Raw genomic sequence first — 19,389 nt, forward strand, 5'->3', positions numbered from 1 at the left:
TCTCTTTTTTGTTCAAACCCGCCCTAAACCGCCAGTTTTTCGAGCGATTTAAAGCCATAGCGTTGCAGAACGGGCAATAATTGCGCAGTCTCAGGCGTTAATGCCATGCAATAAGCAATATTGTCATCAGACGATTTTGCATCCGGGGCTTCATGATCGAGCAGCCAGGCCGTACGACGCGCAATAGCCGAGCCAGAATCCACCAGACGCGTACCCTCCGGTAATACCTGCAACAGCTCTTCCTGCAATAACGGGAAATGCGTGCACCCCAGCACAACCGTATCTGGCGGTTCGGCCATCCGCAGCCACGGGCGCAAAATACGACGCAGCTCTTCCTGCGGAACAGGTTCGCCGTGCAATTTTGCTTCCGCCAGTTCGACCAGCTCCGCTGAGCCCAGCATTTCAATTTTGCACTCATTAGCGAAACGCGAGATGAGTTCGTGCGTATAAGGACGCTTCACCGTTCCCCGCGTTGCCAACAGCCCTACCACGCCGTTCGCCGTTAAGCGCGCAGCGGGTTTTATGGCCGGAACAACGCCAACAACCGGGAAACTGAATTTTTCGCGCAGCGCAGGCAACGAAACGGTGCTTGCGGTGTTACAGGCGACAACGGCGAGAGCGAGCGGATATTGCGCCTGAACGGCCGTAACAATTTCAACAACGCGCTCAACGATGAACGCTTCGCTTTTTTCCCCATACGGAAAAGCAACGTTGTCAAATGCGTAGATGTAATGCAGATCCGGCAGGAGATGCCGGATCTCATCATAAACGGATAGCCCACCGACGCCGGAGTCAAACACCAGGACGGTAGGACGTGCGTCAGAAGGTGTAGCTGCCAGACAAGGTGTATTCCCGTCCTGCAGTGTGGTAGCCATAAACTGTCTCGTAATCTTTATCGAACAGGTTGGCGATTTTACCACGAACTGTGAGGTTTGAGGTCACTGGATATGAAGCAGAAAGATCAACCAGGCTGTAAGACGGCATACGACGCTGCGTATCGGCAAACTGATTGGTGTTGTTATCGTAGCTCTTACCGAAGTACTGCCACGCAGCATCCATATCCAGGCCGAACATCGTCCAGTCCAGTTGATACTTGAATTGCTGCCGCGAGCGATGGGCAAGCACTTCATTATCACTGTCACGGCGCGGATCAAGATAACCGAGCGTAATACGATGACTGACCACACCGGTGTCAAAGCTACCCGTTAACTCAACCCCTCTGATGGTCGCGGATTGAATATTGTAATAGGTGCCCAAAAAGGTGTCGTAATCGTAGTAGTAATCGATCAGGTTCTTGATTTTGTTCTGATAAGCAGACAGACGCCAGTTAACCGGCCCGGTCAGCCCTTCCAGCCCCACTTCAACCTGGCGGGATTTCTCCGCGCTCAAATCCGGGTTAGAGAGAATAAAGAGACGCTCTTGCCCGTAGAGTTGCCCCAACGTCGGTGCCTGGAAGCCGGTGCCATAAGACACGGTAAAACGGTAATCCGGCACAAACTCCCAGCCTGCCGCAGTCTGCCAGGTACCATTCCAGCCAAACTGATCGTTATCATCACCACGAACGGAGCCTTCCAGCGTCACAGTGTCGAGTTTCTGCTGCGTCGTCAGGTAATAACCGGTGTTATCCCGCTTATATTTGTTGCTGTAGTCGTTATCCGCTGAGGTTAACTTCTGCTGCTGCCAGTCAATACCGGCGCTGACCGTCCCCGCACCCAACGCCAGGCTATTGCCCCACTGCAGGTTGCGCTGCGTCATATCATCCAGCGAGGTACCGTCGTTGTATAACCCTAACGGCCCGGCATAGTTATAGTCTTTATAGCGCTGATAACTGCCGGTCAGTTGTGAAGAGAAAACATCGCCGCTGTAAGTCAGCCCCGTTTCATAGGTATGGTTATAGACTTGGCGCTCATCACCACCATCGGTATAGCCCGCGTCATAGCCCGTCTTGTTGCTATACCCGTAGCCACGCACAAACCCTGAAATCTCCTGATTGAACTGATGATTCAGACCCGCCCAGAAGGTTTTATTACGGAAACCGTCGCGATCGCTATCCACGGAGTAAGTGGATTGCGGGCGAATGTTATAACCGCGCGTATCAGTAAAGGAACCCGCTACGGTTGCCAGCGTATCCTCACCCAGTTTCTGGCGAACTGTCGCATCGTATTTCTGATAATGATTAGAACCGATGCCAGCCTCAACTTTGCCGCCCGGCGTGTCGTTCTGGGTGATGATGTTGATCACGCCGCCAATCGCATCTGCGCCATAAACCGCAGAGCGCGGCCCGCGGATCATCTCGATACGTTCAATGAGAGAAACGGGGATTTGGCTGAAATCAGCGATACCGGTAATGCCGGACTTCGCCAACGGGATACCATCAATCAATACCAGCGTATGGCGCGCTTCCGCACCGCGGATATAGATATAACTGGTTTGCCCCATGCCACCGTTTTCAGCCACATCGACACCCGGCAAACGGCGCATCACATCCGTTAAGGTTCTGGCCCCCCAGCGATCAATATCCTCACGGGTCACGACTTCTGTCGGCGCCAGTACGGTATTGACGGGTTGTTGAAAACGATTTGCTGTCACCACCAAATTGTCTGAGCCGCTATCCTGCGCCCAGCCGGAAAAAGCTGTGACGGAGAGCGCCGTCAGCAGCGAAGCTTTTTTAATCATTGTGAGAGCATCCACAAAGTAAAAGGATGCCGCAGGTTCCATCAATAGCACGCGATGATGTCACCAAATGCGACGTATTCCGGCAGGTCTTCGGGCTTGGAGGTATAACGAGACGGCGACTTCCCACCTATGGCAGTGTCTGCTTGCGCGACCATCTCACCTGATCCTTACCGCTGCGCGTCAGCCCCAGATTTACACTGGGTTCCCTTTTAACTCACAGGACCGGAACATGGATGCTACATTCGGTTACATATGGATGTCCAGACTGCTAAGAGAGTATTTAGAAAACATCCGGGGCTGGACATCCCGTACGCAACACCTACAATCCCCGCGTTATTCTTAATCTCTCAGGAAACATCATGACTCCCGAACACCTGCCGACAGAACAGTACGAAGCCCAGCTGGCCGAGAAAGTCGTGCGTCTGCAATCAATGATGACGCCATTTTCAGCGCCGCTGCCGGAGGTGTTCCGCTCACCCGTCAGTCATTACCGTATGCGCGCCGAGTTCCGTATCTGGCATGACGGCGACGATCTTTACCACATCATCTTCGATCAGCAGACAAAGTCCCGGATCCACGTTGACAGCTTCCCGGCAGCCAGCGAGCTGATCAACCAGCTCATGGCAGTGATGATCGACGCGCTGCGCGGCAACAAAACGCTGCGCCATAAGCTGTTCCAGATTGATTACCTGACCACCCTCAGCAACCAGGCCGTCGTTACGCTGCTGTATCACAAAAAACTGGATGAGGAGTGGCAGGCAGAAGCGACGCGTTTACGCGATGCGCTACGGGCGCAAAACCTGAACGTCCAGCTGATTGGCCGCGCCACCAAGACCAAAATCGAACTGGATCGGGATTATATCGACGAGCGGTTGCCGGTCGGCGGCAGAGAGATGATCTACCGTCAGGTAGAAAACAGCTTTACCCAGCCAAACGCGGCAATGAACATCCAGATGCTGGAATGGGCGCTGGACGTGACCCGCAATTCAACGGGCGATCTGCTGGAACTGTACTGCGGCAACGGTAACTTTTCGCTGGCGCTGGCGCGTAATTTCGATCGCGTACTGGCCACTGAAATCGCGAAACCCTCAGTGGCCGCAGCGCAATACAACATTGCGGCAAACCATATTGATAACGTGCAAATTATCCGCATGTCGGCAGAAGAGTTCACCCAGGCGATGAATGGCGTCCGCGCCTTTAACCGTCTGCAAGGTATTGATCTGAAGAGTTATCAGTGCGAAACGATTTTCGTTGATCCGCCGCGCAGTGGGCTGGATGCAGAAACCGAGAAGATGGTGCAGGCATACCCACACATTCTGTACATTTCCTGCAATCCGGAAACGCTGTGTAAGAACCTGGAAACATTAAGCCAGACGCATGAGATTTCGCGTCTGGCGCTGTTCGATCAGTTCCCGTACACGCACCACATGGAGTGCGGTGTACTGCTCACCCGGAAATAACGCTCCACGTTGTCCCCCTCATCGCCAGAGGGGGCTGCGTCATTCTGACGCTTCGTCGCGTTTACGGTTACGCAGGCGGTAACCTATCCAGAACACCAGAATCACCGACAACACTGCGGGCAGGAAATTGGAGCCAATGGCGGGATATTCCGCACGCACCACGGTGCTGTACAGCAACACGCCGAGGATAAAACAGGCCGCGGCAAGCCCCGGCAGGCCAACAGGCATCGTGCGGTTTTGATAGCGCTGATGCAGGCAATAGACCGTCAGCACCAGTGAAATCAGTGGAAAGACGGAAAACGGCACAATCGAACTGAAGATCGCCGAAAATGCGCCATTAATTGACAAGCCAGCGATCAGCGCCAGCAGCAACGTACCTTTATCTTGACCTGACTGTTTCATCACTCATCCTTCACTCATCGGTTTGATGCGCTATTTTTTCTTGTTCACGGCGATACCAGTAATACGCGCCTTTGGAAATCATCCGCAGTTGCAGCACCAGTCGCTCTTCCAGTTGCCGACGCTGCTCCGCGCCCACATCCAGCGCTTCTGCGCCGGCACTAAAAACAATGGTCACCATCGCCTCTGCCTGTGCTTCGGTGAACGCGCGCGGCATATGGTTTTCGAGTTCAAGATAATCAGCAAGTTCCGCAATAAAATGCTGGATCTCACGCGCCACCGCGGCGCGAAATGCAGAGGATGTACCGGAGCGCTCCCGAAGCAACAATCGGAATGCGTTAGGGTTATTGCCGATAAACTCCATAAAGGTCGATACGGAAGTACGGATCACGCTGCCGCCTTTGGCAATACGCTGGCGCGCCTGGCGCATCAACTGGCGGAGCATCAGCCCGCTTTCGTCCACCATGGTCAGGCCGAGTTCGTCCACGTCGCGGAAATGGCGATAAAAAGAAGTCGGTGCGATGCCCGCCTCACGGGCAACCTCTCGCAGGCTCAGGCTGGCAAAGCTACGTTCAGCGCTCAATTGGCTGAATGCCGCTTCCACCAGCGAACGTCGGGTTTTTTCTTTTTGCTGCGCTCTTACACCCATCACGATGTTTGAATCCTTCCAATGGCCTGCTGGCACTATACCAGAGAATAAATCTAATCCGATTGTACTGGATTGTGACTGATTGTTTACGGGCTGTTTCTTCTATTACCCCTGAAAAAAGCACAACGATAATTGGGTTATCACCGCTTTGATGTTAGTATTATGTTGTTTTTATGTATAAGAACAGGTAAGCCTTACCATGCCACATTCCTACGATTATGATGCAATAGTAATAGGCTCCGGACCCGGCGGCGAAGGCGCAGCTATGGGCCTGGTTAAACAGGGGGCGCGGGTCGCGGTCATTGAGCGCTACCATAATGTTGGCGGCGGCTGCACGCACTGGGGCACCATCCCATCGAAAGCGCTACGCCACGCGGTCAGCCGTATTATCGAATTTAACCAAAATCCGCTCTACAGTGACCATTCCCGCCTTCTCCGCTCCTCTTTCGCCGATATCCTGAACCATGCTGAAAGCGTGATTAACCAGCAAACACGCATGCGTCAGGGTTTTTATGAGCGTAACCGCTGTGAAATCCTGCAAGGTGATGCTCATTTTGTTGACGATCACACACTGGCGCTGGAGTGTCACGACGGTACCGTCGAAACGCTCACCGCCGAAAAATTTGTTATTGCCTGCGGTTCGCGTCCCTACCATCCGGCGGACGTCGACTTTGCCCATCCGCGCGTTTATGACAGCGACTCCATTCTGGATATGCACCATGAACCCCGCCATGTCATCATCTATGGCGCCGGGGTGATCGGCTGCGAATATGCATCGATCTTCCGGGGAATGAACGTCAAAGTCGACTTGATCAATACGCGCGATCGCTTGCTGGCGTTCCTCGACCAGGAGATGTCGGATTCGCTCTCCTATCACTTCTGGAACAGCGGTGTGGTGATTCGCCACAACGAAGAGTACGAGCGCATTGAGCCGCTGGACGATGGCGTGATCATGCATCTGAAATCCGGCAAAAAACTGAAAGCGGACTGCCTTCTCTACGCCAACGGGCGCACCGGCAACACCGACAGTTTGCAACTGGGCAATATCGGTCTTGAAGCAGACGGGCGCGGTCAGTTGAAAGTCAACAGCATGTACCAGACGGCCCTGCCGCACGTGTATGCCGTGGGGGATGTGATTGGTTACCCAAGCCTCGCATCAGCGGCCTATGATCAAGGGCGTATTGCCGCACAAGCGATGATCAAAGGTGAAGCAACCGCGCATCTGATTGAGGATATCCCGACCGGGATTTATACCATTCCGGAAATCAGTTCGGTGGGTAAAACCGAACAGCAGCTTACCGCAATGAAAGTGCCGTACGAAGTGGGTCGCGCGCAGTTTAAACACCTCGCGCGGGCGCAAATCGTCGGGATGAACGTGGGAACGCTGAAGATTTTGTTCCACCGGGAAACCAAAGAGATCCTCGGTATTCACTGCTTTGGCGAGCGCGCGGCCGAAATTATTCATATCGGCCAGGCGATTATGGAGCAGAAAGGTGGCGGTAACACCATCGAGTACTTTGTTAACACCACCTTTAACTACCCAACCATGGCGGAAGCCTATCGGGTAGCGGCGCTAAATGGCTTAAACCGCCTGTTTTAACGCGTTATCAAAGTGGCCATTCATCGAACTACGAATGGCCTCTGCTAACTGCTCATAGCGGCTGCGCAGCGGCGACCCCGGACGATAGACCAGGCCAACGGTACGTTGCGGTTCCGGTTTGATGCACGGCAGGTAAACCACACCATCACGTTTGCGTTCGCGCGGTACCGACAGGGCTGGCAACAGCGTAATCCCGCTGCCCGCCGCCACCATATTACGCAGTGTTTCCAGGCTGGTTGCGCGGAAGTGTGTATCTTCATCCGCACCGGCCTCAAAGCAGAAACCCATCGCCTGATCGCGCAGACAGTGCCCATCTTCCAGCATCAGCAATTTTTCACCGGCCAGATCAGACATTGGCACGCACTCGCGGTTCGCCCACGGATGATCTTCATAAATCGCCAGCATCATCGGCTCATCGAACAGCGGTACTTCGATAAAGGCTTCACTCTCCTTCACCAGCGCCAGGATGGCGCAATCAAGCTTGCCGCTGTCTAACTGCGCCAGCAGTTGATGCGTCTGCGCTTCATGCAGATACATTTCCAGCTTCGGGAAGGTCTGGTGCAACATCGGAATAATATGCGGCAACAGGTAAGGTCCAACGGTTGGGATCAGACCAATATGCAGCGGGCCGGACATCGTCTCCCCCTGCTGGCTTGCCATTTCCTTCAGCACTTTGACCTCGCGCAGTACAGTGCGCGCCTGATCCACCAGCAACAACCCGGCCTGGGTAAACAGCACTTTGCGGCTGGTACGCTCCAGCAGCATTACGCCAAGTTCATCTTCCAGTTTACGGATCTGCCCGCTCAGTGTGGGCTGGCTGACGTGGCAGGAGTCGGCTGCACGGCGAAAATGGCGGTGCTCAGCTAACGCCACCAGGTACTCAAGATCACGAATATTCATTATTCATCCTCCGTCGCCACGATAGTTCATGGCGATAGATAGCATAGCAACGAACGATTATCCCTATCAAGCATTCTGTTTAATAATTGACGCCAGAAACGAAGCGGAACCTCAACTGACCCTTGATAAGACTGCTTACCCTCAAGTTTCTCTGAACAACTAAAGCCAACGTGAACTTTTGCGGACCCCGTGTCCGCTTTTTTTTTGCATAAAAAAGCCCGGCGTATCGCCAGGCTCTCAATTCATCCACCCACTTCAGACAAGCCGCGCTTTCGCGTCGGTAATTGCCTGCGCCACCTGCGTGGGAGAAACGCCACCTTTTGCGGCACGTTTATCAAGGCATGACTGCAACGACAGAATCGGATAGACATCGTCACCGATCACCGCACTGAATTTTTGCAGATCGGCTAACGCCAGCTCTTCCAGCGGTTTGCCCTGACCAATGGCTTCCACCACCGCTTCACCCACAATATGGTGCGCTTCACGGAACGGTACGCCTTTGGCAACCAAATAGTCAGCAAGCTCAGTGGCGTTCGCATAACCCTGCTGTGCGGCTTCCTGGCAACGCGGGCGTTTCACCTGGATGCCATCCAGCACCAGTGCCGCCATATGCAGGCAGTCAAGCCAGGTATCCAGCGCGTCGAACAGCCCTTCTTTGTCTTCCTGCATATCTTTGTTGTACGCCAGCGGCAGGCCTTTCAGCGTCATCATCATACCGGTCAGCGCGCCCTGTACACGGCCGCATTTACCGCGGATCAGCTCCAGCGCATCCGGGTTTTTCTTCTGCGGCATTAATGAAGACCCCGAGGTAACACGGTCTGACAGCTCAACAAAGCCCGCTTCACCGGAGTTAAAGAAGATCAGATCTTCGGCGAAACGAGACAGGTGCACCATGCCGATAGAAGCATCAGAGAGCAGTTCCAGCACATGATCGCGGTCAGAAACGCTGTCCAGGCTGTTGCGCGTCGCAGAAGCAAAACCCAGCCAGCCAGCCAGTTGCTCACGATCGATTTCATACGCCGTGCCCGCCAGCGCGCCGCAGCCCAGCGGGCTCACATCCAGGCGTTTCAGCGTGTCCTGCAAACGGCTTTCATCGCGCGCCAGCATCTCCACGTAAGCTAACGCCCAGTGCGCAAAGGTCACCGGTTGGGCGCGTTGCAGGTGCGTATAGCCCGGCATCACGGCGTCCTGATTATTCTCTGCGGTCACCACCAGCGCGCTCTGTAACTGGCGGTTCGCCACCAGCAGCTCGCTGACCGTGTCTTTGCACCACAGTTTCAAATCGGTTGCGACCTGATCATTACGGCTGCGCCCGGTGTGCAGCTTCTTACCCAGTTGACCCACTTTGTCGATCAGCTTGCCTTCCACCCAGCTGTGGATGTCTTCAGCATCGCTCTCGAGGATCTGCTGCGGATTGGCCTGTACTTCTTCCAGCAACACATGCAGCGCCTCTTCCAGTTGCTGCTGCTCCGCCTGAGTCAGAACACCTACGGTCACCAGCGCTTTAGACCAGGCCACAGAGCCAACGATATCCTGCTCCGCCAGGCGATAGTCAAAGCGCAAAGAGTCGTTGAACTGTTTGAACCGTTGATCTGCTGCCTGAGTAAAACGCCCGCCCCAAAGTGCCATAATATGCTTCCTTAATTATTCGAGAGTTCTGCCGGATGGCGCTGCGCTTATCCGGCCTACAAATGATGTTGCTTTAATTACGCCAGAATACGCGTGCCAATCGGCGTGCCGTTAAACAGCGCCGGTAATTGCTCGGCATGACGCCAGGAGGCGATATCCACCGGGCGACCGAGCGTACGGGCAGCATCCAGCGCCGCGTTGACTTTCACGATCATGCCATCGGTGATGATGCCCTGCGCAATCAGTTGCTCCGCCTTAGCAGCGGTCATTTCGGCGATACGCTGGCCTTTGCCATCCAGAATGCCGCTCACATCAGACAACAGGATCAGGTCTGCGCCCAGCGTTGCCGCCAGCGCTGTCGCTGCCTGGTCCGCATTGACATTCATCAGTTTGCCTTCGTCGGTTACGCCAATGGAGCTGATAACCGGCAGGAAACCGCCATCCAGCAGCGCATTAATCAGTTTCGGCGAACCCGGCTGCGCTAAGCCAACATGGCCCAGCTCTTCGTCAAGCTGCGTCACTTTCACGCTGTCACCGTCGCCAAGGAACAAACCGACGGAGGCAATGTGGTGTTTCTTCGCCCATGCCAACAGCGTTTTATTGGCGGTACCGGCCAGTGCACCGGTAATAATGTCGATCTGATCGGCTGGCGTGACACGCAGACCGTTTTTCTTTTTCACCGGCAGGTTGAGCTGTTTCATCAACTCATCCACCACACAACCGCCGCCGTGCACAATAACCAACGGGCGCTGATGAGATTCGCGATAGTGCACCAGTGCGGTAAACAAACGTTCCAGCGCTTCCTCGCTATCCAGCAATACGCCACCGAGCTTAATAATTAATGGATTCATCATCACGCCTGTTTATTTAAATAAGTGACTGGGTTTCAGCATAGCCGAAACGAATATTCGCGCATTGCATTGCCTGCGCCGCCGCGCCTTTCAGCAGGTTATCTTCCGTGGCAACGACAATCAGATGTTCGCCCTGCACGGCAAAGCCGATATCGCAGAACGGCAGCCCCACCACGTTTTTCAGCGCCGGAACCCCTTTGTCATACAGGCGGACCAGCGGTTTGTCGCCGTAAGCCTGTTTAAACAACTCAGCGACCTGCGCCTGGGTGACCCCCGCCTTCAAACGGCACGTGATGGTTTCCAGGATACCGCGCGGGAAGCTCGCCAGATGTGGGGTAAAAATCACATCCGTACCGAGATGCGTGGCAATCTCCGGCTGGTGACGATGGTTGAAGATGCCATACGGTTGCAGGCTCACTTCGCAGAAACTGTTGGAGAGCGCCGCTTTGCGCCCGGCGCCGCTCACGCCGCTGGTGGCGTTGATCACCGGCCACTGATTCAGATCCAGCACGCCAGCGTCGATCAGCGGTTTCAATGACAGCTGCGCCGCCGTCGGGTAACACCCCGGCACAGCAATCAGTTGCGCACTTTTCAATGGCTCGTGATTCCACTCCGCCAGCCCATACACCGCCTGTGCAAGCAGATCGGCGTGCTGATGCGTGAAACCGTAGAATTTTTCGTAGAACGCAGGATCGTTAACGCGGAACGCGCCGGAGAGATCGAACACCACACAACCCGCCGCCAGGCATGTCGGCGCCAGGTCATGGCTTACTTCATGCGCCGTCGCCAGGAAGACGACATCCACACCTTCCAGAAACTCACCAATATCGGACATCGGCTGTAACGGGAGATCAACAATGCCTTTCAACTGCGGATGTAAATCGGAGATACATTTTCCTGCATCATTACTTTGCGCAGAAACCGTCAAAGCGGTTATGTTCATATGAGGATGGCGATTTACATAGGTCACTAGCTCTGCGCCGGCGTAACCGCTGGCGCCCACAATTAATGTGTTCAACATTGGGGCGGTTTACCTTCTTACGTCATGTGTGTCAGGGAGAGATTCGGCATCCATCCCGCGTCGCTGAGCAAAGTCGCCGGATGGGTTCCCTTACGCTCAACATTAATGTATTTTTATTCACATTTAGTGCATGAATATTGATACTATCACGAACTCAGGTATGTCAACAATGAAAATGAATTTGCCGCCATTTATCGAGATTTACCGCGCCCTGATAGCCACTCCGTCGATCAGCGCAACGGAAGAAGCACTGGATCAGAGCAATGCGTCTTTAATCAATCTGCTGGCAGGATGGTTTGGCGACCTCGGCTTCAACGTTGAAGTGCAACCCGTGCCCGGCACACGCAATAAATTCAATATGCTCGCCAGCGCAGGAACCGGCGCAGGTGGCCTGCTGTTAACCGGCCACACCGATACCGTGCCTTTTGATGATGGACGCTGGACGCGCGATCCCTTCACATTGACCGAACATGACAACAAACTCTACGGTCTGGGCACCGCCGATATGAAAGGCTTTTTTGCCTTCATTCTCGATGCGCTGCGTGACGTCGATGTGACAAAACTGAGCAAGCCGCTGTATGTGCTGGCAACAGCGGATGAAGAAACCAGCATGGCTGGCGCTCGTTATTTCTCAGAAAACACCCAACTGCGCCCGGAGTGCGCCATTATCGGCGAACCGACATCGCTGCAACCGGTCCGCGCGCATAAAGGCCATATCTCTAATGCGATTCGTATCCTGGGGCAGTCCGGTCACTCCAGCGATCCGGCGCGCGGCGTGAATGCGATTGAGCTCATGCACGATGCTATCGGTCATATTCTGCAACTGCGCGACAGCCTGAAAGAGCGTTATCACTATGAGGCGTTCACCGTGCCGTATCCCACCCTGAACCTGGGACATATTCACGGTGGTGATGCGGCAAACCGTATCTGCGCGTGCTGCGAGCTGCATATGGATATCCGTCCGCTGCCGGGCATGACGCTGAATGATTTAAACGGCCTGCTTAACGATGCGTTGGAGCCGGTCAGTTCCCGCTGGCCGGGTCGCCTGACCGTTTCAGAGCTGCACCCGCCTATTCCGGGCTACGAATGTCCGCCGGACCATCAACTGGTGGACGTGGTGGAGAAACTGCTCGGTGTCGAAACTGAGGTCGTTAACTACTGTACCGAAGCCCCGTTTATTCAAACATTGTGCCCGACGCTGGTACTTGGCCCGGGCTCCATTAACCAGGCCCATCAACCGGATGAATATCTTGAAACGCGTTTTATCAAACCGACGCGTGAACTGATCACACAAGTTGTGCATCATTTTTGCTGGCACTGAGTCCGTTTTTCTTGCTAACCCCCTCCCGGTGAGGGGTTTTTTTACGTCTGTCGGGACGTGACAGCTGTCACGTTTTCATAAGCAATACTTATCTGGCGGAAAGCGAATTAAATTTCGTAAATTGTCGGCATTTATTCGTTTGCTGAAGCGATTTCGCAACAATTGACGTGGTGGGTTTTACGTGGCTTTATAAAAGACGGTGTCTTATATCTGCTCAACGGCAGATATAACAAAATAAAATGAGATGGGGTGTCTGGGGTAACATGAACGAACAATATTCCGCTTTGCGTAGTAATGTCAGTATGCTCGGCAAACTGCTGGGAGATACCATCAAGGATGCACTGGGTGAGAACATTCTCGACCGTGTAGAAACAATCCGTAAGCTGTCCAAATCTTCTCGCGCCGGTAACGAAGCCAATCGTCAGGAACTGCTCACCACCTTGCAGAATCTCTCTAATGACGAGCTGCTGCCGGTGGCGCGTGCGTTCAGCCAGTTTCTGAACCTTGCCAACACTGCCGAGCAATACCACAGCATCTCCGCGAAAGGCGAAGCCGCCAATAACCCGGAAGTCATTGCCCGCACTCTCAGAAAACTGAAAGACCAACCGAATCTGAACGAAGCCACGATCATTAAAGCCGTGGAATCCCTGTCGCTGGAACTGGTGCTGACCGCACACCCGACCGAGATCACCCGCCGAACATTGATTCATAAGATGGTGGAAGTGAATGCCTGCTTAAAACAGCTGGATAACACCGATATCGCCGACTATGAACGTCACCAGTTAATGCGCCGTCTGCGCCAGCTTATTGCGCAGTCCTGGCATACCGATGAGATCCGCAGATATCGTCCAAGCCCGGTAGATGAAGCCAAATGGGGCTTCGCGGTGGTGGAAAATAGCCTGTGGGAAGGCGTGCCAAACTACCTGCGCGAGCTGAACGAGCAACTGGAAGAGAACCTCAATTACAAGCTGCCGGTCGACTTTGTGCCCGTACGCTTTACCTCATGGATGGGCGGCGACCGCGACGGCAACCCGAACGTGACTGCCGATATCACCCGCCATGTGCTGCTGCTCAGCCGCTGGAAAGCCACCGATCTGTTCCTCAAAGATGTGCAGTTGCTGATTTCCGAGCTGTCGATGGTGGAGTGTACCGACGAGCTGCGGGAGCTGGCTGGCGCGGAAGGCGCACGCGAACCGTATCGTTATCTGATGAAAAAACTGCGCAGCGACCTGATGGCCACCCAGGCCTGGCTGGAAGCGCGTCTGAAAGGTCAGAAGTTACCGAAACCTGAAGGGCTGCTGACACAAAACGAGCAACTGTGGGAACCGCTTTACGCCTGTTATAAATCTCTGCAAGCCTGCGGCATGGGCATTATCGCCAACGGCGAACTGCTCGATACATTACGTCGCGTGAAGTGTTTTGGCGTCCCGCTGGTGCGAATTGATATTCGTCAGGAAAGTACGCGTCATACCGAAGCGTTGGGCGAATTAACCCGCTATCTCGGTATTGGCGACTATGAGAGCTGGTCCGAAGCCGATAAACAAGCGTTCCTGATCCGCGAACTGAACTCCAAACGCCCGCTGCTACCGCGCCAGTGGGAGCCAAGCGATGAAACCCGTGAAGTGCTGGACACCTGCCGGGTGATCGCGGAAGCGCCGCGCGGATCCATCGCTGCCTATGTGATCTCCATGGCGAAGACACCGTCCGACGTACTGGCGGTACACCTGCTGCTAAAAGAAGCCGGTATTGGTTTCGCCCTGCCTGTCGCGCCGCTGTTTGAAACGCTGGACGATCTGAACAACGCCGACGATGTGATGACCCAATTGCTGAATATTGACTGGTATCGCGGCTTTATTCAGGGCAAACAGATGGTGATGATTGGCTATTCCGACTCGGCGAAAGACGCAGGCGTGATGGCGGCAAGCTGGGCGCAATACCAGGCGCAAGATGCGTTGATCAAAACCTGCGAAAAAGCCGGTATTGAACTGACGCTGTTCCACGGTCGCGGTGGCTCTATCGGTCGCGGCGGCGCGCCTGCGCACGCGGCGCTGCTTTCACAACCGCCAGGCAGCCTGAAAGGTGGCCTGCGCGTGACCGAACAGGGCGAGATGATCCGCTTTAAATACGGTCTGCCGGAAATCACCATCAGCAGCCTGTCGCTGTATACCAGCGCGATTATGGAAGCCAACCTGCTGCCGCCGCCGGAGCCGAAAGCCGAATGGCGCCATATTATGGATGAGCTGTCGGATATCTCCTGCGATATGTACCGCGGCTATGTCCGTGAAAATAAAGATTTCGTTCCGTATTTCCGCTCCGCCACACCAGAGCAGGAACTCGGTAAACTGCCGCTCGGTTCCCGTCCGGCAAAACGCCGCCCGACCGGTGGGGTGGAATCGCTGCGCGCGATCCCGTGGATCTTCGCCTGGACGCAAAACCGCCTGATGCTGCCGGCATGGCTGGGCGCAGGCGCTGCGCTGCAAAAAGTGGTGGAAGACGGCAAGCAAAGTAAACTGGAAGCCATGTGCCGCGACTGGCCGTTCTTCTCAACCCGTCTCGGGATGCTGGAAATGGTCTTCTCCAAAGCCGACCTGTGGCTGGCGGAATATTACGATCAGCGTCTGGTGAAACCAGAGCTGTGGGCGCTGGGCGCAGAGCTGCGTAAACTGCTGGAAGCGGATATCAAAGTCGTACTGGCAATCGCCAACGACTCCCATTTGATGGCCGACCTGCCGTGGATTGCCGAATCTATCCAGCTGCGTAACATCTATACCGACCCGCTGAACGTACTGCAGGCCGAGCTGTTGCATCGCTCGCGTCTTGCGGAAGAAGAAGGCAAAGAGCCGGATCACCGCGTTGAACAAGCGCTGATGGTCACCATTGCCGGTGTTGCAGCAGGTATGCGTAATACAGGCTAATTCCTCGCTGTTATCGCAAAAGGCCACACCTGTTGTGGCCTTTTTTTATGCCGACAGTTAAGGTTGTCCCTTCGCGGGCAACGCAAGGAACACCATGAACCACGATGTCGCTCATCTTCTCTCCCGCCTGATTAATGGCCCTGCGCCGTTGCGGCAAATTTGTTTCGCCGGCGCAACCGGTACCGTGCCTGTGCAGGCAGTTCAGGTGGATTTTCCGCGTCTGGAAATCGTGCTGGAAGGCATACTATCGGATGCGGGCGTCGCGGGAGAAGCCACGCAAATGACGCAGCATGACGTTCTGTATGTTCCTGCCGGCGGCTGGAATCTGCCACTATGGCAGGCCCCGGCCACCACATTAAGCGTGTTGTTCGGCAAGCAACAACTGAGTTTTAGCGTAACGCACTGGAATGGGCTGGCGTTGCAGAACCAGACCAAACAGCATGTTGCGCGCCGCGGGCCGCGTATCGGCTCTTTCCTGCTGCAAACGTTGCATGAAATGCAGATGCAACCGCGCGAACAACAAACCGCACGCTTGATCGTCACCAGTCTGCTCAGTCATTGTCATGATCTGCTGGGTAGCCAAATCCAGACAGCGTCCCGCAGTCAGGCGTTGTTCGAAGCCGTTCGTGACTATATCGACGAACATTATGCTATGCCGCTTACCCGCGAATCCGTGGCGCAGGCATTTTACATTTCTCCCAACTACCTTTCTCATCTCTTCCAGAAGACCGGAGCCATCGGGTTTAACGAATACCTGAATCACACCCGGCTGGAACATGCGAAAACCCTGCTTAAGGGCTACGACCTGAAAGTGAAAGAGGTCGCGCACGCGTGCGGGTTTGTCGACAGCAACTACTTCTGCCGCCTGTTTCGTAAAAATACAGAGCGCTCCCCTTCTGAATATCGTCGTCATTACCATAGCCAGCTCAGCGATAAAAGCTGAACTGGACAAAGCGGCCATGCACTGGATTTTTGTACGATCATAAAGGCCTATCTGTCCCCGACACGACTTTTAGCCCTGTTTTACCAAGCTGCTCGACAACTTGTGATGCAAATCACACTTCAACAGGTCGATCACATTTGTCCAGTATTTGGCAGTTTTGTGATATGGCGGCGCAGGGCAAGGCGCTCGTATGCTGTTAGCAGAAACGAGCGATGAGGAAGCACAATGGAACTCTATCTGGATACCGCTAACGTGGCGGAAGTTGAACGCCTGGCGCGCATTTATCCCCTGGCGGGCGTCACCACCAACCCCAGTATTATCGCCGCAGGCAAAACGCCCGTATGGGACGTTTTACCGCGCCTGCAACAGGCCGTCGGCCCGGACGGAACGCTGTTTGCGCAGGTCATGAGTCGCGACGCCGCAGGCATGGTGGCGGAAGCAAAACGCCTCAACAATGCCGTGCCGGGTATTGTGGTGAAAATCCCGGTCACTGCCGAAGGCCTTGCCGCCATCAAGCAATTAAAAAAAGAAAACATCGTCACGCTGGGAACCGCAGTGTACAGCGCCGCTCAGGGATTGCTGGCCGCCCTTGCGGGCGCGAAATATGTTGCTCCGTATGTCAACCGCGTGGATGCCCAGGGCGGTGACGGCATTCGAATGGTGCAGGAGTTACAAACGCTGCTCAAACTCCATGCGCCGCAGAGCAAGATACTGGCCGCCAGTTTCAAAACACCGCGCCAGGCGCTCGACTGTCTGCTGGCAGGATGCGAAGCAATCACCCTTCCTTTAGATGTAGCGCAACAAATGCTCAATTCGCCGGCGGTAGAGTCAGCAGTGGAGAAGTTTGAACAAGACTGGAAAACGGCTTTTGGCAACCTTAATTTGTAAGGAGGCAGTATATGGATCGTGTCATCCAGGCGCCAGGTAAGTACATCCAGGGTGCAGACGTCATCACCCGTCTCGGCGGCTATCTCAAACCGCTGTCCGACCGCTGGCTGGTCGTTGGCGACAAGTTTGTTCTCGGTTTCGCTCAGGAAGCGCTGCAAAAAAGTCTGGCGGATGCCGGGCTGGCCTGCGAGGTGGTGCCCTTCGGCGGCGAATGTTCACAAAATGAAATCGACAGGCTACGCAGCATAGCGGAGAACGCCCATACTGGCGCGGTACTGGGCATCGGCGGCGGTAAGACGCTGGATACCGCTAAAGCGCTGGCGCATTTTATGCAAATCCCGGTGGCGATTGCGCCCACCATCGCCTCTACCGACGCGCCCTGTAGCGCGCTGTCGGTCATCTACACCGATAACGGTGAATTCGACCGCTATTTGTTACTGCCGAACAATCCCGATCGTGTGATCGTCGATACCAACATTGTCGCGGGCGCACCAGCGCGTCTGCTGGCTGCGGGGATTGGCGACGCCCTCTCCACCTGGTTTGAAGCCCGCGCCTGCTCGCGCAGCGGCGCAAAAACCATGGCGGGAGGCCAGTGTACACAAGCCGCACTGGCGCTGGCGGAACTCTGCTACAACACGCTGATCGAAGAGGGTGAAAAAGCGATGCTGGCCGCCGGGCAACATGTGGTAACGCCCGCACTGGAACGCGTGGTGGAAGCGAACACCTACCTCAGCGGCGTCGGTTTTGAGAGCGGTGGTCTGGCAGCGGCGCACGCTATCCACAACGGTTTAACCGCTATCCCGGACGCTCATCACTTTTATCACGGTGAGAAAGTGGCATTTGGCACCTTAACGCAACTCGTGCTGGAAAACGCACCGATGGAAGAGATCGAAACCGTTGCGGCGCTGTGTCATACCGTGGGTCTGCCCATCACGCTGGCGCAACTGGATATCAAAACCGATATTCCGGCGAAAATGCGTATTGTGGCGCAGGCGGCCTGTGCTGAAGGGGAAACCATTCACAATATGCCGGGCGGCGCAACGCCGGATCAGGTGTATGCCGCACTGCTGGTCGCCGACCAGTACGGTCAGCGTTTTTTAGGTGAGTGGGAATAAACGTCTAAACGTAACAGGCCCGGTAATCGGGCCTGAAGAACGTTTTACAGGTCGGGCGAGGCATAAAGGCGCCGTCCGATCTGATTGGTGGTTTACACCCCCGGGCGAACGCCCAGCGTATGGCAGATGGCGTAGCTCATTTCAGCGCGGTTCAGTGTATAGAAGTGGAAGTCTTTCACCCCTTCACGGCTTAAAATTTTCACCATATCCATCGCGATATTGGCCCCCACCAGCTTGCGGGTTTCCGCGTCATCATCCAGCCCATCGAACATTTGCGACATCCACGCCGGAATACGCACGTTGGTCATGTCAGCAAATTTTTTCGCCTGCTTAAAGTTAGAGACGGGGAGAATGCCCGGCACAATCTCAACGTCGATGCCAGTCGCCGCGCAGCGATCGCGAAAGCGCAGGTAGCTTTCCACATCAAAGAAGAACTGGGTAATGGCGCGGCTGGCGCCTGCATCTACTTTACGCTTCAGGTTGAGCAAGTCGGCCTGGGCGCTTTTCGCCTCCGGATGCACTTCCGGATAGGCAGCGACCGAGATATCAAAGTCCGCCACCTCTTTTAACAGCGTCACCAGATCGGCGGCATACATATCGGGCTTACCACCGCCCGCCGGCAAGTCACCGCGCAGCGCCACGATATGACGGATACCGTTATTCCAGTAATCCTGAGCGATGGCACGCAGCTCTTCACGGGTAGCGTCAATGCAGGTCAGATGTGGCACGGCTTCCAGCCCTGTGCGCTCTTTAATGCCTTTGATAATGCTGTGCGTGCGGTCACGCTCACCGGAGTTAGCGCCGTAGGTCACTGAAACGAACTTGGGCTTCAGGCTGCTCAGGCGATCGATGGAGTGCCATAAGGTTTGTTCCATTTCACTGGTGCGCGGCGGGAAAAATTCAAAGGAAACATTAATCTGGCCGTGTACTTCCGCCAGGCTTTGATTCAGGGCTTCCCGCTGGTTGGCGTGAAAAAAGCTCATACCTTACCTCATCAATCGCGTGTCATTGTCTGTTGTCTT

Annotated in this window: 16 protein-coding genes and 1 riboswitch; of the genes, 7 read left to right on the forward strand and 9 right to left on the reverse strand. The window is 54.9% G+C overall.

What is annotated here, in order from left to right; genetic code table 11:
• Positions 1 to 23: 23 nt before the first annotated feature.
• Entirely contained in the window at positions 24 to 875 is an 852-nt protein-coding gene (murI, locus tag ACQ3G7_RS21975) for a glutamate racemase (RefSeq protein ID WP_430892126.1), read from the reverse strand.
• Positions 820 to 2,676, reverse strand: a complete 1,857-nt coding sequence (btuB, locus tag ACQ3G7_RS21980) for a TonB-dependent vitamin B12 receptor BtuB (protein WP_430892128.1) — start codon at positions 2,674 to 2,676, stop codon at positions 820 to 822. Before btuB ends, murI begins: the two co-directional genes overlap by 56 nt.
• A gap of 64 nt (positions 2,677 to 2,740) precedes the next feature.
• Positions 2,741 to 2,918, reverse strand: a riboswitch (cobalamin riboswitch).
• A gap of 117 nt (positions 2,919 to 3,035) precedes the next feature.
• On the opposite strand from btuB, the gene trmA reads away from it, so the two are divergent.
• Complete coding sequence (gene trmA / locus ACQ3G7_RS21985) at positions 3,036 to 4,136, forward strand: tRNA (uridine(54)-C5)-methyltransferase TrmA (RefSeq protein WP_430892130.1); 1,101 nt, start codon at positions 3,036 to 3,038, stop codon at positions 4,134 to 4,136.
• Positions 4,137 to 4,175: 39 nt separating this feature from the next.
• Here the strand turns inward: trmA and ACQ3G7_RS21990 are convergent, their stop codons facing one another.
• Positions 4,176 to 4,538 (reverse strand): YijD family membrane protein, encoded by a 363-nt coding sequence (locus ACQ3G7_RS21990; RefSeq protein ID WP_061499262.1) that lies wholly within the window; start codon positions 4,536 to 4,538, stop codon positions 4,176 to 4,178.
• Between the two features lie 10 nt (positions 4,539 to 4,548).
• Positions 4,549 to 5,187, reverse strand: a complete 639-nt coding sequence (gene fabR / locus ACQ3G7_RS21995; protein WP_061499265.1) for an HTH-type transcriptional repressor FabR — start codon at positions 5,185 to 5,187, stop codon at positions 4,549 to 4,551.
• 196 nt (positions 5,188 to 5,383) lie between these two features.
• Between fabR and sthA the strand changes: the two genes are divergently transcribed.
• Complete coding sequence (gene sthA / locus ACQ3G7_RS22000; RefSeq protein WP_430892133.1) at positions 5,384 to 6,784, forward strand: Si-specific NAD(P)(+) transhydrogenase; 1,401 nt, start codon at positions 5,384 to 5,386, stop codon at positions 6,782 to 6,784.
• Here the strand turns inward: sthA and oxyR are convergent.
• The 4 genes from oxyR to argC all read right to left on the reverse strand — a co-directional run bounded on the left by oxyR (position 6,767) and on the right by argC (position 11,185).
• Positions 6,767 to 7,684, reverse strand: a complete 918-nt coding sequence (oxyR, locus tag ACQ3G7_RS22005) for a DNA-binding transcriptional regulator OxyR (protein ID WP_061499271.1) — start codon at positions 7,682 to 7,684, stop codon at positions 6,767 to 6,769. The two genes, sthA and oxyR, sit on opposite strands and share 18 nt — an antisense overlap.
• Positions 7,685 to 7,939: 255 nt before the next feature.
• Positions 7,940 to 9,313: an argininosuccinate lyase gene (gene argH, locus ACQ3G7_RS22010; RefSeq protein WP_430892135.1), complete on the reverse strand. Its 1,374-nt coding sequence runs from the start codon at positions 9,311 to 9,313 to the stop codon at positions 7,940 to 7,942.
• 77 nt (positions 9,314 to 9,390) lie between these two features.
• Entirely contained in the window at positions 9,391 to 10,167 is a 777-nt protein-coding gene (argB, locus tag ACQ3G7_RS22015) for an acetylglutamate kinase (protein ID WP_263098572.1), read from the reverse strand.
• A gap of 13 nt (positions 10,168 to 10,180) precedes the next feature.
• The gene (gene argC / locus ACQ3G7_RS22020; protein WP_430892137.1) at positions 10,181 to 11,185 is read right to left on the reverse strand and encodes an N-acetyl-gamma-glutamyl-phosphate reductase; all 1,005 of its coding nucleotides are present in this window, start codon (positions 11,183 to 11,185) and stop codon (positions 10,181 to 10,183) included.
• A 169-nt stretch (positions 11,186 to 11,354) separates the two neighbouring features.
• Here argC and argE point away from each other — a divergent pair, with 169 nt between their 5' ends.
• The 5 genes from argE (at position 11,355) to gldA (ending at position 18,367) form a co-directional block, all read left to right on the forward strand.
• A complete protein-coding gene (gene argE, locus ACQ3G7_RS22025) occupies positions 11,355 to 12,506 on the forward strand; it encodes an acetylornithine deacetylase (RefSeq protein ID WP_430892139.1) in 1,152 nt (383 codons plus the stop codon).
• A gap of 263 nt (positions 12,507 to 12,769) precedes the next feature.
• The gene (gene ppc / locus ACQ3G7_RS22030) at positions 12,770 to 15,421 is read left to right on the forward strand and encodes a phosphoenolpyruvate carboxylase (RefSeq protein WP_263098575.1); all 2,652 of its coding nucleotides are present in this window, start codon (positions 12,770 to 12,772) and stop codon (positions 15,419 to 15,421) included.
• A 94-nt stretch (positions 15,422 to 15,515) separates the two neighbouring features.
• Complete coding sequence (locus ACQ3G7_RS22035) at positions 15,516 to 16,364, forward strand: AraC family transcriptional regulator (protein WP_430892142.1); 849 nt, start codon at positions 15,516 to 15,518, stop codon at positions 16,362 to 16,364.
• A 225-nt stretch (positions 16,365 to 16,589) separates the two neighbouring features.
• The gene (fsa, locus tag ACQ3G7_RS22040) at positions 16,590 to 17,252 is read left to right on the forward strand and encodes a fructose-6-phosphate aldolase (RefSeq protein WP_430892144.1); all 663 of its coding nucleotides are present in this window, start codon (positions 16,590 to 16,592) and stop codon (positions 17,250 to 17,252) included.
• Positions 17,253 to 17,263: 11 nt separating this feature from the next.
• Complete coding sequence (gene gldA, locus ACQ3G7_RS22045) at positions 17,264 to 18,367, forward strand: bifunctional L-1,2-propanediol dehydrogenase/glycerol dehydrogenase (RefSeq protein ID WP_430892146.1); 1,104 nt, start codon at positions 17,264 to 17,266, stop codon at positions 18,365 to 18,367.
• Positions 18,368 to 18,459: 92 nt separating this feature from the next.
• Here the strand turns inward: gldA and metF are convergent, their stop codons facing one another.
• Entirely contained in the window at positions 18,460 to 19,350 is an 891-nt protein-coding gene (gene metF, locus ACQ3G7_RS22050; protein WP_430892148.1) for a methylenetetrahydrofolate reductase, read from the reverse strand.
• Positions 19,351 to 19,389 lie beyond the last annotated feature (39 nt).

Origin of the sequence: Kosakonia sp. N21 (genome assembly GCF_050587465.1) — a bacterium.
Classification (GTDB): domain Bacteria; phylum Pseudomonadota; class Gammaproteobacteria; order Enterobacterales; family Enterobacteriaceae.